Origin of the sequence: Saccharospirillum alexandrii, assembly GCF_004000275.1 — a bacterium.
GTDB classification, from domain to species: Bacteria; Pseudomonadota; Gammaproteobacteria; order Pseudomonadales; family Natronospirillaceae; genus Saccharospirillum; species Saccharospirillum alexandrii.
Genome location: NZ_RCIP01000004.1, coordinates 165665 through 181143, shown reverse-complemented (window position 1 = coordinate 181143; position 15479 = coordinate 165665). Strand labels below are relative to the sequence as shown.

17 protein-coding genes, 1 tRNA gene and 1 riboswitch are annotated in these 15479 nt (G+C 57.4%); of the genes, 6 read left to right on the top strand and 12 right to left on the bottom strand.

Going from position 1 to position 15479, the window contains the following annotated elements:
- Positions 1 to 40: 40 nt before the first annotated feature.
- Positions 41 to 117: transfer RNA gene (locus tag EP166_RS16660), tRNA-Pro, on the bottom strand.
- 190 nt (positions 118 to 307) lie between these two features.
- Between EP166_RS16660 and EP166_RS16655 the strand changes: the two genes are divergently transcribed.
- From EP166_RS16655 to EP166_RS16640, 4 genes are all read left to right on the top strand, one after another.
- The gene (locus EP166_RS16655; RefSeq protein WP_127559161.1) at positions 308 to 838 is read left to right on the top strand and encodes a winged helix-turn-helix transcriptional regulator; all 531 of its coding nucleotides are present in this window, start codon (positions 308 to 310) and stop codon (positions 836 to 838) included.
- A gap of 78 nt (positions 839 to 916) precedes the next feature.
- Positions 917 to 1591: a YiaD family glycine zipper/OmpA-like lipoprotein gene (locus EP166_RS16650; protein WP_127559548.1), complete on the top strand. Its 675-nt coding sequence runs from the start codon at positions 917 to 919 to the stop codon at positions 1589 to 1591.
- Positions 1592 to 1736: 145 nt separating this feature from the next.
- Positions 1737 to 2471, top strand: a complete 735-nt coding sequence (locus tag EP166_RS16645) for a glutamine amidotransferase-related protein (RefSeq protein WP_220432610.1) — start codon at positions 1737 to 1739, stop codon at positions 2469 to 2471.
- Between the two features lie 63 nt (positions 2472 to 2534).
- Positions 2535 to 2885, top strand: a complete 351-nt coding sequence (locus EP166_RS16640; RefSeq protein ID WP_220432609.1) for a hypothetical protein — start codon at positions 2535 to 2537, stop codon at positions 2883 to 2885.
- A 10-nt stretch (positions 2886 to 2895) separates the two neighbouring features.
- Here the strand turns inward: EP166_RS16640 and EP166_RS16635 are convergent, their stop codons facing one another.
- The 3 genes from EP166_RS16635 to pip form a co-directional block, all read right to left on the bottom strand.
- On the bottom strand, positions 2896 to 4938 hold the full coding sequence (locus tag EP166_RS16635; protein ID WP_164743989.1) for a GGDEF domain-containing protein: 2043 nt from the start codon (positions 4936 to 4938) through the stop codon (positions 2896 to 2898).
- A gap of 254 nt (positions 4939 to 5192) precedes the next feature.
- Positions 5193 to 5630, bottom strand: coding sequence for a D-aminoacyl-tRNA deacylase (gene dtd, locus EP166_RS16630; RefSeq protein ID WP_127559155.1), 438 nt, complete (start codon positions 5628 to 5630; stop codon positions 5193 to 5195).
- An 84-nt stretch (positions 5631 to 5714) separates the two neighbouring features.
- On the bottom strand, positions 5715 to 6686 hold the full coding sequence (gene pip, locus EP166_RS16625) for a prolyl aminopeptidase (protein WP_127559153.1): 972 nt from the start codon (positions 6684 to 6686) through the stop codon (positions 5715 to 5717).
- Positions 6687 to 6865: 179 nt separating this feature from the next.
- Positions 6866 to 7059, top strand: a riboswitch (cobalamin riboswitch).
- A 38-nt stretch (positions 7060 to 7097) separates the two neighbouring features.
- Between pip and EP166_RS16620 the strand changes: the two genes are divergently transcribed.
- Positions 7098 to 7955: a cobalamin-binding protein gene (locus EP166_RS16620; RefSeq protein ID WP_127559151.1), complete on the top strand. Its 858-nt coding sequence runs from the start codon at positions 7098 to 7100 to the stop codon at positions 7953 to 7955.
- 14 nt (positions 7956 to 7969) lie between these two features.
- Here the strand turns inward: EP166_RS16620 and EP166_RS16615 are convergent, their stop codons facing one another.
- The 5 genes from EP166_RS16615 to EP166_RS16595 form a co-directional block, all read right to left on the bottom strand.
- The gene (locus EP166_RS16615) at positions 7970 to 8629 is read right to left on the bottom strand and encodes an SCO family protein (RefSeq protein ID WP_127559150.1); all 660 of its coding nucleotides are present in this window, start codon (positions 8627 to 8629) and stop codon (positions 7970 to 7972) included.
- Positions 8626 to 9528 (bottom strand): heme o synthase, encoded by a 903-nt coding sequence (gene cyoE / locus EP166_RS16610; protein ID WP_127559148.1) that lies wholly within the window; start codon positions 9526 to 9528, stop codon positions 8626 to 8628. The genes EP166_RS16615 and cyoE overlap by 4 nt, the downstream gene beginning before the upstream one ends.
- The gene (locus tag EP166_RS16605) at positions 9521 to 10537 is read right to left on the bottom strand and encodes a COX15/CtaA family protein (RefSeq protein WP_127559146.1); all 1017 of its coding nucleotides are present in this window, start codon (positions 10535 to 10537) and stop codon (positions 9521 to 9523) included. The genes cyoE and EP166_RS16605 overlap by 8 nt, the downstream gene beginning before the upstream one ends.
- 61 nt (positions 10538 to 10598) lie before the next feature.
- Complete coding sequence (locus tag EP166_RS16600) at positions 10599 to 11180, bottom strand: hypothetical protein (protein WP_127559144.1); 582 nt, start codon at positions 11178 to 11180, stop codon at positions 10599 to 10601.
- Between the two features lie 42 nt (positions 11181 to 11222).
- Complete coding sequence (locus tag EP166_RS16595) at positions 11223 to 11963, bottom strand: SURF1 family protein (RefSeq protein ID WP_127559142.1); 741 nt, start codon at positions 11961 to 11963, stop codon at positions 11223 to 11225.
- 54 nt (positions 11964 to 12017) lie between these two features.
- Here EP166_RS16595 and EP166_RS16590 point away from each other — a divergent pair, with 54 nt between their 5' ends.
- Positions 12018 to 12236 (top strand): DUF2909 domain-containing protein, encoded by a 219-nt coding sequence (locus EP166_RS16590; protein WP_127559140.1) that lies wholly within the window; start codon positions 12018 to 12020, stop codon positions 12234 to 12236.
- A 54-nt stretch (positions 12237 to 12290) separates the two neighbouring features.
- On the opposite strand, the gene EP166_RS16585 is transcribed toward EP166_RS16590, so the two are convergent.
- The 3 genes from EP166_RS16585 to ctaD all read right to left on the bottom strand — a co-directional run bounded on the left by EP166_RS16585 (position 12291) and on the right by ctaD (position 15472).
- Positions 12291 to 13202 carry a cytochrome c oxidase subunit 3 gene (locus EP166_RS16585; RefSeq protein ID WP_127559138.1) on the bottom strand — a complete coding sequence of 304 codons (912 nt, stop codon included), beginning with the start codon at positions 13200 to 13202 and terminating at the stop codon, positions 12291 to 12293.
- Between the two features lie 89 nt (positions 13203 to 13291).
- Complete coding sequence (locus EP166_RS16580; RefSeq protein ID WP_127559136.1) at positions 13292 to 13858, bottom strand: cytochrome c oxidase assembly protein; 567 nt, start codon at positions 13856 to 13858, stop codon at positions 13292 to 13294.
- 27 nt (positions 13859 to 13885) lie between these two features.
- Complete coding sequence (ctaD, locus tag EP166_RS16575) at positions 13886 to 15472, bottom strand: cytochrome c oxidase subunit I (RefSeq protein WP_127559134.1); 1587 nt, start codon at positions 15470 to 15472, stop codon at positions 13886 to 13888.
- Positions 15473 to 15479: the final 7 nt, after the last annotated feature.

The following is a 15479-nucleotide window of genomic DNA, read 5'->3' as shown; positions in this document are numbered from 1 at the left end:
CGACTCGTGTCGGCGGGTTGGATTTAACACTGATTTTGATTGGTCGGAGAGACAGGATTCGAACCTGCGACCCCTACGTCCCGAACGTAGTGCTCTACCAAGCTGAGCTACTCTCCGATAAAGGTCGGCGTCGCAAACCATTGATTTCACGGGGCATTTGCGGGAATGTCCGGCGTGGTTATACGAGCTGCGCAATAGTACGAAGTCGCCGGGTTGGCGTCAACTCCACCCGTGACGGTCGTGGGTATGCGGATTGCTTCAACGTCGGGGGGTCAGGTATGCTGAAGGAACTTTCCGGGGAATATCGATGTCCGACACCACCCACCCTACCTCTGCTGATTCCGGCAAGAGCCGTAAGCTGGATCGAATTGATCTGAAGATCCTTCGAACCCTGCAAGATAACGCTCGCATCTCCTACGTCGATCTGGCTCAAACGGTCGGATTGTCAACGACGCCTTGCATGGACCGGGTAAAACGGCTCGAACAGTCAGGTCTGATTCAGGGTTACCAGGCGATACTGTCGCCCGAGGCATTGGGGCTGGGCTTGCTGGTGTTTATCGAGATCACCCTGTCGAATCAGTCGGCCGAGGCGTTTGATGAGTTTCGCAAAGCGGTCGATGGCCTCAGTTACGTACAAGAATGCCACCTGGTGTCGGGTCAGTCGGATTATCTGGTTAAAATACGGCTGACGGACTTGCCCAGCTACCGTAAGTACCTGGGTGATCTGTTGCTGGCACTGCCGCACGTGCGGGAGTCCAAGAGTTATATTGTGATGGAGGAGGCAAAACAGTCGTCCGCCTTACCGCTGGATCTGATCAGTCATCGATTTAAACGATGATTCATATTAGCCTTTTACCCTGTATTTTTCGGGCAGCCCATGCTGGCCGACCCTGATGTATGAAACGGAGAATCAATGATGAATACCTGGCATAAACTGGCGCTGCCACTGGCTCTGTCTGGCGCGGTGTTAACCGGTTGTACTACGCTTGATGCGTACACGGGCGAATCACAGGTCAGCGGCGCGTCCAAGGGCGCTATCGCGGGTGGCCTGATTGGCGCCGTTCTCGGTGCCGCCACCGCGCCGAAGGAAGAACGCGCCAAACGTGCCTTAATCGGTGCCGGCATTGGCGGCGTCGCCGGTGGCGGCGTGGGCCTGTATATGGACCGGCAGGAAGCGGAACTGCGTGAAGAACTGGTCAACAGCGGTGTGCAGGTCGAGCGCACCGAAGAAGGCGAAATCAACCTGATCATGCCCGGCAACATCACCTTCGATACTAACAGCTCCGAGCTGCGTCCCGACTTTATGGACACGCTGAACTCGGTTGCCCGGGTCGTTCAGGAATATGAAAACACCCTGGTCACCATTGAGGGGCACACTGACAGCACTGGCGCTGAAAGCTACAACCAACTGCTGTCTGAACGTCGTGCCGCCAGTGTTGCCGAAGTGTTGCTGAGCAAGGGCATAGCGTTTGAACGCGTTGCCGCTGAAGGCTACGGGGAACTGCGCCCTATTGCCGACAACAGCACTGCCACGGGCCGGGCGTCCAATCGCCGGGTTGAAATCAGCCTAGAGGCCATCGTTGCCGACTAAATCGGATTCGTTCTAACAGGCGGCTCCATCCGGAGCCGCTTGAAATCCGCGTCGCCATAACCATAATGGCCCAACACCGGGTTTGGCCCTGCTGCGGCCGTCTGTACCCTGCCTTGCGACTTCTGATGCGGAAATTCCGACCCCTATGACAGCTCCTCTGAAACTGGCCATCCTGGAAACCGATGTGCTGCGACCTGCACTGAAACCGAGCTATCACAGCTATGGGCGGATGTTCACGACCCTGTTAAACAGCGTCGATTTCAGCGGGAATATCGAGGTTTTCCCGGTCATTGACGGAAAGTACCCGGAATCGATCGGCGACTTCGATGCCTACCTGATCACTGGCAGCCAGCACGATGCCTTTGCCGACGACGACTGGATTGTCCGGTTGCGTGCCTTCTGCAAAGACGTCTATGAGGCTGAAAAGCCCATCATCGGCATTTGTTTTGGCCATCAGTTGCTGGCGCATGCCCTGGGCGGGGCCGCCGGGCGAGCCGACCGAGGCTGGGGACTCGGGGTGATGACCTACGATTTTGATGACCAGGCCCGGGCCGACCTGCCCGCCTTTGTCGATCAGCCTGAACCGGTATCGTTACTGATCAGCCATCGCGATCAGGTGCTGGCCTTGCCGCCGGGTGCTGAAACCCTGCTCACCAACGATTTCTGTCGCTACGCGGCCTATCACATTCCGGGTAGGGTGCTGTGTTTTCAGGGGCACCCAGAATTCACCAAAGACTATCAGCAGGCGTTGCTGGGCTACCGTGAAGGCGATATTACCGCCGAGCAGATGCAGGCGGTTGTCGAAAGTCTGGCGGTTGACCACCAGGGCGAACGAATTGCACGCTGGATGCGCGACTTTCTGGACACCCGCCCCCAATAACGGGCAGGATGGGCCCAAATCGAACTGTTAGTCCATTCAACCGCTGGTGCACGCCATTCCCCAATGAAACTGATGACCCTGCAACACGCAACCCTGGTACGGCTCTACCCGATGCGTCGGCTGGCATGGCCGTTAATGACACTGGGTGCCCTGGTGTTCCCGGCCATGATCGGCTGGGCGGTGGCACACCCTGAACTCAACGGAGACGAACTCTTTACCGGCTTTGTCGCTGGCCTGGGGCTGGTGTTACTGGGTGCGCTGCTGGCGCTGACCCGGCCGGAAAAAGACCCGCCCAAAGGTCTGCGGCAACGGGCCCGGCACCTATGGGAAACTCTGGTGTTCTGGAGCTGGCTGGTCAGTCTGCTGGTGTTTGCCAGCCTGGCCATCAAGATTCTGAGTTTTTCCGGCGCCTGAATCGGGCCGGTTAAAACAGCGTGCGCGGGTGTTGCTCGGCGTAGGCAATACCGCCCTTTCCGGAGCGCTTGATGCCATACATGGCCTGGTCGGCATGGTGCATCAGCGTATCCAGATCCCGCCCGTGTGATCCGTACCGTGCCACGCCAATGCTGGCCGACACCGCGACCTGCTCGTTATTGGAAACCACCGGTTTTTCTATGACCGAGAGCATTCGGCTGATAAAGGCGTGAATGGCCGGTTCGTTGTCGAAATCATCCACAATGATCACAAACTCGTCGCCGCCGACGCGGGCGGCGAAATCGGTCTTGCGCAGGGCATCGGAAAGCCGGCTTGCAAGCGCCATCAAGACGGAGTCGCCTACGCGGTGACCATGGCGGTCGTTCACCGGTTTGAATCCATCGAGGTCGATGTACACCAGATAGAAAGCCCGGCCGGATTCATTGGCCATCGCGATCCGCTCATCCACAAAGTTGACCAGCAGTCGCCGGTTGGGCAGGCGCGTCAGGGTGTCGTGATTCGCCATGTACTCGATGCGTTGCTGGGCCGCTTCTATCTGGGTTTTCTCGTGCGACAGGGCGGTATTCACTTCGTACAGTTGCTGGTGACTCAATGCATTGCTCAGCGTAATGGCAATGAAGGGTGCCAGCGAGCTCAATAACTCCAACTCATCGGAGCCAAAGCGTTCAGCCACGGAACTTTGCAGCGACACCATGCCGATGACGGCCTGGTTATGAATCAATGGCACGAACAGCTGAGACAACGGCAACTTGCGGTTATCACCCAGCCTGAACGAGCTGAGCGAGTGTTTTTCTCCGCTGATCATCAGCGGTTCGCCGGAACGAATCGCCTGCACTGCCCGGCTTTGATCGAATGAGTAGGGGATAGAAAACCCAGGCAGCCGGACGCCGTCGTCAATGACCATCACGTATTCAATGGCTTCAACGTCCGGGCGGTTCAGCGCCAGCGAGACAAAGTGCACATCGAGCCGCTGGCGAACAATGTCGTACAGCTTTTGGCCGATATCGTCCATGCGCAGCGACGAGGCCAGCTGGCGAGCCAGCTCATTGATCAGCTGCAGCCGGGATTGGGCGGCCTTGAGCTGCCGGTTCTCGTGCTGCGCGATCTGCCGGGCCAGACGTTCGTCTTCCATCTTGGCTTCGTATTGCCGCAACTCGATCTGGCGACGCACGTCCCGTTGTTGCAGCTTGCGTTCAAGATCCAGCGCCAGGCGCAGAACTATGTGCGCGGCCCGGTATTTTTTGGCCCGATCCAGACACACCGCCAGGGTTTCCAGCGCACGTTGCTGAATCAGGCTGAATTCGGGCAAGCCCTCTCGGCGCAGCCCCTGGCGCAGCGTATGCACCGCCCGGGAAAATTGTCCGGTGGAGGCGAGCACCTTGGCCAGCTCGATGTAAGCGTAGAGCCCGGTGACCCCTTCTTTATCGAACTCGGGGTGATCGATGGTCACCAGCAAGGTGGTTTCAGCCTCGACCAGGCGGTTCTGCAGGCGCTGGCAGCGGGCAACGGCGATCAGCGCCTGAATTTCCAGATGGCCGAAATTCAGCTGGCGGGCGTATTCAAGTGCGGCACGGCAACCGAGCAGCGCATCCTGAAAGCGGCTGTGCCGGCTGTGCAGGTGGGCTTGTAACAGGGCGGCTTCACCGAGATTCTCGGCATTGACTTCAGAGTTGTCGAGCCCCAACATTTGATTAAGCAGCTCTTCTACACTGCTCAGATCGTCGATTTCGTAGTTTAGTAGCGCTAAATTCAGCAGGGAGGCATAGATGCCGTTCATGTTGCCAACCGACTGGGAGATTACCAGCGACTGGCGATAATGGTATAGCGCTTCGCCATACTGCCCCATACCCTGATAGGCCATTCCCTTGCCGTTATGAATGCGCCAGAATTCCTCGGGGTCCTTAAGTTGTTCAGCCAGCGTTGACGCGTCGGAAAACCGTTTAAGCGCTTGCAGGTAGTCTCCGCTGAAGTTGTAACCCCAGCCTTCATGAAACGACAGTTGGCAAGCCCTTAATGTATCTTGACCAACCATCGCTCTGGCCTGTACCAAAAGTGCCAGTGCCGAATCTGCATCCGAAAGCATTATTCGCCAAGCCTGCTCGAGGCAGACATCAAATGTGTCGGGCTGGTCCGTGGTCACGGGGCAATCTCAGTCATCAAAGCGGTCATGTTTTTTTTGTTGAAGGTCGGTCATTGTAAAGGCCTCAGTGCCAACAAGCGATTGCAGGGGTGTCGTTTGCGCCTCCCACTAAAGGATGACTCGTCACGCGTTCAGCCTGTTGGCATTCAGTGTTCCAGCAAGAAAGTAACCGGCCCGTCGTTCGTCAGGCTCACTTGCATGTTGGCGCCAAACTGGCCGGTCTCGACCCTGGGGTGGCGCTGTTTCACTGCTTCAACCAGGGACGAAAACACCGTGACTCCGTGTTCCGGGGTGGCGGCCGACGTAAAGCTGGGCCGCAGACCCTTGCGGGTATCGGCCGAGAGCGTGAATTGCGGCACCAGCAATACGCCACCACTGACCTGCTGGACGTTCAGGTTCATGCGCCCGTCGGCATCGGCAAACACACGATAATGAAGCAATCGATGGGCCATTTTGTGGATGTTCGGCGCGTCATCATCCGGATCGATGCCCACCAGTACAAGCAAGCCCTGATCAATGGCACCGATGGTGGCATTGTCGACAGTAACCTGTGCCTGGGTGACACGCTGAATCAGGGCTTTCATGCAATAACGTCCAGTTGGCGGGAAGGTCAGTAAAGGTGCGTTGATACCATAGTCGAGTTTGTCAAAAAAACGACCCCAATGAGCCTATTCTGCCCGCCCGGGGTCATGAAGCAGGTAGCGACTCCATTTTTGCGTGGCACGCACCAGCGCATCGACGTTGGCCGGATCGAAGGCGGAATGACCGCCTTCACGAATAAAGTCGAGCTCGGCATCCGGCCAGTGTTTCGACAAGGCCCAGGCTTGCTCGGGCGGGCAGATCATGTCGTAGCGGCCATGAACAATGGTTCCGGGTATGCCCGCCAGCGCTCCGGCCGCTTCCAGAATCTGGTTGTCGGCCAAAAAACACTTTTCGCGAAAGAAGTGCGCCGAAATGCGCGCCAGACTTAACGCTACATGCGTCTGGGTGAAGTAGTCGAGTGACTGGGTGCTGGGTCGCAGCGAGGCATTAACGGCCTCCCAGCGAGCCCAGGCCTTGGCAGCCCCAACCCGCGCCAGATCATTGCTGCCATGCAACAACTGATAATAGTCTTCGACCAGGTCGGTTCCGGTGGTCCCTTCAACCGGTTCCAGAAAGCGCTCCCACTCTTCCGGAAAGTACCGGCCGGCCCCACTGCGATACAGCCAGTCGAGATCCTGCTGCCGGCCGAGAAAGATGCCACGCAATATCATGGCAGACACCCGCCCTGGGTAGGCCTCTGCGTAGAGTAACGCCAGGGTGCTGCCCCAACTGCCACCGAACAGCACCCATCGATCAATGCTCAGATGCTGACGCAACTGTTCAAGGTCGTCGACCAGAGCTTCTGAGGTGTTGTTGTCGGTTTCAGCATGGGGCTCGGACCGACCGGCACCGCGCTGGTCGTAGAGTATGATGCGGTAGTGTTCGGGGTCGAAGAAGCGCCGCATCTGCTCGGAACATCCGGCTCCCGGGCCACCATGGATCACCACCACCGGCAGGCCATCGGCCGTTCCCGACTCTTCAAAATAGAGCTGATGACCACCGCTTACCGCCAGATGGCTTTGGTTATAGGGTCGAATCTCCGGGTATAGCGGCAACATTCAGCATCCTCTTCGCGGGTTTCTTGTAATAAGGGCCAACCGGGAAAACAGGCCTTTAGGCTTCCACCGGCATCGGTCACTGACCGGCGGCTAATAATGACACAGCCAATTCAGGCTGCACAGCACACCAAGGTTACCGCCATTGTGAAGCATAGCCGCTTCCCCTACTATCGCTGCACTTGGGCATCGCCAGGTTTGGCCTGCTGGGCGAAACCTACACGGCGATGACTAATACGGGGGAATCCGGTGAGAATCCGGAGCTGTCGCGCAACGGTAAGGCGAATCAGCCAGTGGCTTAAAAACCGCCCGGTTGGGTATCGTCGAAGCCCGAATGCCCGTCCAGGCCAGGAGACGCCGGTCCAGTCAATTGACCGGTGTGTCCATCATCCTCGCGTTAGGGAGCATTCTTTGATGAAACCGTTTTTAACCGGCGTTATGGCGCTGGTGTTCACCCCCTGGGTATGGGCCGATATCCAACTCGTCGACGATGTCGGCGACACCCTGCTACTCGACCGGCCTGCCCAGCGCATCGTCAGCCTGGTTCCCCATGCGACTGAGTTGCTGTTCAATATCGATGCCGGTGATCTGATTCTGGCCACCGTTGCCTACGCGGATTACCCGTCTGCAGCGCAGGAACTACCCCGGGTGGGCGACTACAACGCCCTCAATACCGAGGCCATCGTGGCGCTCGAGCCCGACTTGCTGATCGCCTTTACCAGCGGTGGCAATCGCGACCAGATCCGCCGGTTGCGGTCTCTGGGATACCCGGTCTTCATCTCGGACCCGCAAACCTTCGTCGATATTGATCGTACCTTGCGTCAGTTTGGTCAGCTGACCGGCCGGGAAACGAGTGCTAACCGGGTGGCTGACCGGTTCAGTGCGGACATTGAACGCCTGACCCGGACGTATGGCGAAAAAGCTCCGCTTCAGGTGTTTTACCAGGTCTGGCACGACCCACTGATTACGTTGAACGGAGCAACCTTCATCAGCCAGATCATCGAGATGTGCGGTGGGGTAAACGTCTTCGCTGATCTGCCGATGCTGTCACCCCAGGTCAGCCTGGAGGCGGTAATCGACAAGAACCCGGAGGTGATCGTTACCTCGGGTGATGACACCAGCTGGCACCAGTGGCCTCAGTTACAGGCGGTTGCCAACGGGGCATTGCTGGAAACCGACCCGGACACCATGCACCGACCCGTTCCCGCCCTGGTTAGCGGGGCAACGGAACTCTGTGTGGCCATGGACCGGGTTCGGGAGCGGATGGACTAGAGGGACTGACTGGACTAGTCGTATTCGACCAGCAAGGCCATCACTTCAGCAATCTGGCTCGGGGTATGTGGCGGCCGCAGCAGCGCCCGGTACTCCCCCTCGGGGTTAATGATGGCGATGTTGTCGCTGTGGGCAACGGTGTACACCTCGCCTTCGCCCTCGGGATAGAACAGGGTATTCAGCTGTTGCGCCAGGGTTTGCAGGTCGGCGACATCACCGGTAAGGCCGGTGAACTCTGGGTGAAAGAAAGGCACATACTCAGACAGCACTTCCGGTGTATCGCGCGCCGGGTCAACGGTGACCATCCACATCCGCACCTGTTCGGAAAGCCCTTGCTCGGTGAGTGTCCGGTAGGCCTGGGCCATGTCCGTCATGTTGGTCGGGCAGATATCGGGGCAGAAGGTGTAACCGAAATTGATCACATGCCACTGACCATTGAGATCGGCCGTTGAGAAGACTTCTCCCTCGTGCGATACCAGCTCAACCACCGGTACCTCTCGCACCGTGTCAAAATAGAGGGTGTCACGTTGCTCAAGCTCGGCTTTCAGATCGGGCGAGGCGTTAACCGTTCTATAAATAGACCCGGCAAACACCACAGCCACCAGGCCAAACAAGGCCAGAGTCGTCCAGAGAATTCGACGATTGGGCGGTGCTGGCAGGGTCTCGGAGGTCATAGAAAGGTCCTGATCGAATGGTCCAGTAGCAGGGCCACAAATAATAACAGCAAATAGGTGATCGAGAACTTGAACGAGCCCCAGGCAGCATCGACTTTACGATCCATCAACAACCACCAGTTCCACTGTAAGTAGCGCAACCCCAGTGCCAGCGCACACACCGCATAGACCGGCCCCATGTTCAGGGTGGCGAAGGGCAGCAGGCTGATCGCCAGCAGCAGCCAGCTGTAAAGCCAAACGTGGATCTTGGTGTATTGAATGCCGTGGGTGACCGGCATCATCGGGATGTCGGCGTTCTGGTAATCCTTGATGCGATGTATCGCCAGGGCCCAGAAGTGCGGCGGTGTCCAGGCGAAGATGATCAGTACCAGCAACAACGGCAGGGCGCCAATGCTGCCGGAAATGGCGGTCCAGCCCAGCAGAGGTGGCATGGCACCAGCCAGCCCGCCAATGACGATATTCTGTGGCGTGGCCCGCTTCAAAAAGCCGGTATAAATCACCGCATAGCCCACCATTGACGCCAGGGTAAGCCAGGCCGTTAAGGCGTTCACAAACACCATCAGCACGGCAAAGCCGGTCAGCGTCAGACCAAACGCAAAGATCAGCCCGTTACGCTGGCTGACACGGCCGGTAGCGACCGGGCGCCGGTGAGTACGGGCCATCAGTTGATCGATCTTGTGATCAACCAGGTGGTTAAACGCCGCACCCGCGGCCGCCAGGGCAGCGATGCCCAGCGTGCCGAACACCCAGTTGACCAGCCCGGCAGCGCCCTGCTGCGGGGCCAGTGCCATCCCTACCCAGGCGGTAATCAGCATCAGCATGACGACCTTGGGCTTGGTCATCTCGTAATAGTCATGCCAGGCACGGGGGCTGACAGGGGCCGTTATTGTTTTAGACATGCTTGGCCTCTCGGTACAAAGTGAAATTGACGGTCGCTACGGTTGCTAGCAGCAGCGCTCCGCCCAGATTGTGTAACACCGCCACCGTCAGCGGCAAACCAAAATAGATGTTGCTCAGGCCCAGTGTGACTTGCGCCACCAGAATCAGCAAGAGTGCACTGGCGAGGCCGGCAAAGCGAATGGCAACCAGTCGCCAGATCAGCCACAGGCACATCACCGTGGTAATAATAGCCCCGATTCGGTGGGCCATATGAATGGCCGTGCGTGCCGGTACATCCAGATGCCCGCCCAGGTAGTTGGGCCCAATGGGATGGGCCAGATCAAACCCGGCAATATAATCGGCTTCCGGCCACCATTGGGTCTGACAGGTAAACAGATCCGGACAGGCAAGCGCGGCATAGTTGGACGTCGTCCAGCCACCCAGAAATACCTGCCCGATGACAACCGCCAGGGTAAGCGCCGCCAACACCCTGGGTAGCTGACGCGGTGCGCTTGAAAATCGCAACCCGGTGGGCGCTCCCCGCAAGCGCAGGGTCAGCAACCAGAGTAGCGTAAAGGTGGCAAAGCCGCCTAGCAGGTGTGCGGTAACCACCTGGGGCCAGAGTTTCAGTGTTACCGTCCAGGCGCCAAAGGCCCCTTGCAGAATGACCATAAACAGCAGCAATAATGGCAACTTGAAGGGCTGTTCCGGCCGGTGACGGTAACGGAACGACACCGCCGCCAGAATCAGAATCAGCAAGCCAAGCAAAGAGGCCAGATAACGATGCACCATTTCCGGCCAGGTTTTTTCCAGATCGACCGGTATTTCCGGAAACGCTTCATTGGCCCGGTTGATCTGTTCATCGGTTTGTGGCGCCCAAATGTGGCCATAGCAGGTGGGCCAGTCCGGGCAGCCCAGGCCCGCATCAACCAGCCGTGTAAAAGAGCCCAGAACCACTACTGAGATGGCAAACAGGGTGGCAAAGGCCGCCAGCTTGAAGCCAGGTTTCACACCGTAACTAGACACCATCCATTCCTCATTTTTCTTGTTCGATTACGTTAGGGCCTCACCCCGCCCCGGGCCTCAATGACTAACCAATCGTCGACAGCTTCAACAGTTTTTTCAAATCATCGAGCTGATCGTTGAACGTGTTTCCGGGCGTGAAATACAACGGGATGTTGCCCAGCGGATCAACAATGAACACATAGTTCTGGTCGCTGAATTGCGCCGGAACCTGCTCACGAAATGCGTCTGACACCTCGGTAAAAGGATGCAGCTCGAGGCCCGGATACTGTTCAGTCAACCCCTCCAGCCCGGCGGTGCGGGACAACAACAATCGCTTCATGCGCGGCTCATTCTTGCCCAGTGCCACATGCGTTTGGCGCTGCAGATACACTTGCTGTTCGCAGTCAGTCTGACAGTTAGCCGAGGTCTGCACCATCAGCCACTGGCGATCGGGATTGACCGACTCCAACTCCAGGCCCAGGTCTTCCAGTTGCAGCACCGGGGTCAGCAAAATACCTTTGTTGACCCGTTCATCCGGGGTCAGCCAGCCGGAAAAATACAGCAGCGTCGACGACGCCATCACCAACAAGGGTGTCAGCAATATCACCAGCATTTGCAGCTTGTTAAAACCGTTGCTGCGCGGTGCCATCTGAGTGGATTGAGTCATCATTTTCTCCGCACGGCGACCCTGAATACCAGAACGCCGGAGTCACTTGGGGTTAGAGTTCTGCTCGACAGAGCTCGAACTGTCTGTGTGTTGTTGCCGGTGCCGCTTGCCAAAGTGAAGCCCGGCGAAGCCATACATGCCCGCCAGCGCAATGGCCATGGCAAACCACTGCAGGGCATAGCCAATGTGCATGTCAGCCGACATCACCGAGGGAGTCCAGTTGATCTGGCCAACACCCGGCTGACCTGCGGTCAATTGTAATAAACCCGCCGGCGGCTGGCGTTGCATTTTTTCCGCCATTGCCTGGGGCGTTATGGCCTGAATGACCTGAGGCCACTCATCCGTCAACGGCGTCTCCGCCAGAACGATGCTGTCACTCAGTGGTCGCCATTGCCCGACCCAATCTCGGGTACCCGGGGGCAGTGTCAGATCGGGTAACCGTCGCCGGTCAGCCGACCCCGGTACCCAGCCGAGCGATGCCAGATACCAGCGGTTGCCGGCATCCAATGGCACCCAGACTTCGTACCCTACCTGGCCTTCCCAGGTGCGATTATCCAATAACCAGGCTTTGTCGATGTCCAGTTCACCGCGCAGTCGATAGTGCTGGTAATCAACGGGACGTGTGTCTTCCGTCAGCGGTTTGATGACGGTGCGCGACTGCAGCTGCGCTTCCAGCTGGGTTTTCTGCTCAGCTCTGTTAAGCTGCCAGTGCCCCAGCGCAATGAACAGCGGCAAAAAAACCGCCACAAAAACCGTAAGCGCCACACCGGGCTTGAATGTCATAACGTGCCGTCAATTCCGTAGCCAAACCAACCCGATCTATCAGGAGCCAGAAATATGTTGCTAAAAGTCATCATGGTGGTGCTGATCATTGCCATGCTGCTGTCACTGAGCGGTGCCCTGGTGGCCTTGTTCAAAGACGAGCCGGAGTCAAAACGAATGGTCAAACTGCTGACCGTTAGAGTAAGTCTGGCCGTCATGATTGTGATCGTGCTGGTGTATGGCTATATGACTGGCGAGCTGTCTCAGGGTGCACCCTGGAGTGGACGTTACTGAGGCAGTGAATCGACGGAGCCCGGAACAGGCTCCGTCAGAAAACCGGGCCTGCCGTTAGATCCAGTAGACCAGTACAAACAGACACAGCCAGACCACGTCGACAAAGTGCCAGTACCAGGCTGATGCTTCAAACCCGAAATGATCTTCTGCTTTAAAGTGGCCCCGAATAGACCGTACCAGCTGCACCGCCAACATGAAGGTACCAATGGTCACGTGAGCGCCGTGGAAACCGGTCAGCATAAAGAAGGTTGACCCGTAGATGCCGCTCTCCAGCGTTAAGCCCAGGTGCTGATAGGCCTCAATGTATTCTTCCGCCTGGAAGAACAGAAAAATGATCCCCAGCGCGACGGTAATACCGAGCCAGATATTCAGTTGTTTGCGGTGTCCGGCACGCAACGCGTGATGCGCAACCGTCAGCGTGATACTTGAAGCAATCAGGATGATGGTGTTGATCAGGGGCAGGCCAAAGGCATGAATGACCGCTTCCGGTGCCTGAAACAGGCCATTGTCCGGGTTGCTGAGCATTGGCCAGCTGAACTCAAAGCCCGGGTACAGATAGTTGGTGACACCCTTGTCGCCCTCACCGCCAAGCCAGGGGCCTACAAAATTGCGCACGTAGAACAGGGCCCCGAAAAAGGCGGCGAAAAACATCACCTCCGAGAAAATGAACCAACCCATGCCCCAGACATAGGACTTTTTCAGCTGGGCACTGTTCAGGCCGGCATGGTTTTCACGGATGACCTTACTGAACCAGTTGTACATCACCACGGCGAACACCAGTGCACCGGCGAAGAACCACCAGTGTGAACTGGAGCTCTCGGCACCGGACGACATGTCGTTCATCATCTTCCCGGCACCGAAAACGGTGAGGAACATGCCAAAGGCCATCCACACCGGTAAACGGCTTTGTGCGGGCACATAGTAGTGCTCATGGGTTGTACTGCTTGTCGCGGCATTGCTGGACATCGCACTCTCCATCCTGTTCTTGTTCTTGTGGGGTTGGTCAGCTCCGCCACGACGGCGGCTGACGCTCCCGGTTATTTGGGTGGGCGGCCTTATTGAAAGGTAACGGCTGCCGATTGCTGTTCGCTACTGACGTCGTACAGGGTGTAGCTCAGGCTGATGGTCTGTACCCAGGCCGGCAAATCCGGATCGATCTGGAACACCAGCGCCATCTCCACATCTTCACCGGCGGTCAGCGGCTGCTGGTTAAAGCAGAAGCATTCCGTCTTGTGAAAATAGGGCGTCACTTCAAAGGGTGACAAGCTTGGTATCGCCTGCGCGGTCATGTCGCGTCGCGTTGCATTCTTGGCAAAGTAACTGACTTCAACCACTTCACCGGGTTTGGCGGTGATGGTCTTCACCATCGGGCGAAACTGCCAGGGCATGTCGGCATTGTTGTTCGCCAGAAACTGCACCTTGATGCTGCGGTTTTCATCGACCACGTAGTCCTGCACCAGTGACGCCTCATTGGTGCGACCGGTAATACCGGTCCACTCGCATATGAGGTTGTACATGGGCACCAGGCCAACAAAAACGAAGGCCAGCATACCAAACACGACCGACACCATTTTGACGATGATGCGGGTGTGGCTGGGGCGTGCGTTGTCGGCATCACTCATACTGGCTCTCCCGGTGTTTAACCCGCTTCAGTCAATTTTGGGCGGTGTTGAAAAGGTGTGATACGGGGCCGGTGAGTCGACCGTCCATTCCAGACCTTCAGCCCCCTCCCAGGGTTTTGCCGGTGCTGGCTTGCCCGCCACAATGGTGTGTACCACGATGTAGAGGAACAGCAACTGGCTGGCACCAAACAGGAAGCCACCGATGCTCGACACCATGTTGAAGTCGGCAAACTGCAGCGCGTAATCCGGAATACGACGTGGCATGCCGGCCAAGCCCAGGAAGTGCTGTGGGAAGAACAAGACGTTAACCCCAATAAAGCTCAGCCAGAAATGCACCTTGCCCAGAGTTTCGTTGTACATCTTGCCGCTCCACTTGGGCAGCCAGTAGTACACGCCTGCCATGATAGAGAACACGGCACCCGGCACCAGCACGTAATGGAAGTGAGCCACCACGAAATAGGTATCGTGATACTGGAAGTCAGCCGGTGCGACCGCCAGCATCAGGCCGGAGAAACCACCGATGGTAAACAGCACCACAAAGCAAATGGCGAACAGCATCGGGGTTTCGAACGTCATCGAGCCCCGGAACATGGTGGTCACCCAGTTGAATACCTTCACCCCGGTCGGTACCGCGATCAGCATGGTGGCCCACATAAAGAAAGCCTCACCCAGGAAGGGGATGCCAACGGTAAACATGTGGTGCGCCCAGACAATAAAGCTCAGAAACGCAATGGAGGCCGTCGCGTACACCATGGAGCTGTAACCGAACAAGCGCTTGCGGGCAAAGGCCGGAATGATCGCCGAGACAATCCCGAAGGCCGGAAGAATCATGATGTAGACTTCAGGGTGCCCGAAGAACCAGAAAATATGCTGGAACAGAACGGGCGACCCACCACCGGCCGCGTTAAAGAAGGCGGTTCCAAAGTGAATGTCCATTAACATCATGGTGACCACACCGGCCAGAACCGGCATGACGGCAATCAGCAGATAGGCGGTGATCAGCCAGGTCCAGACGAACAACGGCATTTTCATCAGCGTCATGCCGGGAGCGCGCATGTTCAGAATGGTGGCGACAATGTTAATGGCCCCCATGATGGAACTGGCGCCCATGATATGCACGGCAAAGATGAAGAAGGTCACGCTCGGTGGTGCATAGGTGGTCGACAGCGGCGCATAGAACGTCCAGCCGAAGTTGGGGCCACCGCCTTCCATGAACAGGGTGCTGGTCAGCATCGCGAACGCGAAGGGTAAGATCCAGAAACTCAGGTTGTTCATCCGCGGCAACGCCATATCCGGCGCGCCGACCATCATCGGAATCATCCAGTTGGCCAGGCCAACAAACGCCGGCATGACGGCGCCAAACACCATGATCAGACCGTGCATGGTGGTCATCTGGTTGAAGAATTCCGGCTGCACCAGTTGCAGACCGGGCTGGAACAGTTCGGCGCGAATCACCATGGCGAAGGTGCCGCCCAACAGGAACATCGCGAAACTGAACCACAGGTACATGGTACCGATGTCTTTATGGTTGGTCGTATAGAGCCAGCGAGTCAGGCCTTTAGCCGGCCCGTGGTGTTCGTGATCATGGTCATGATCATGGGTTGCAGTCGTCATGTCATGC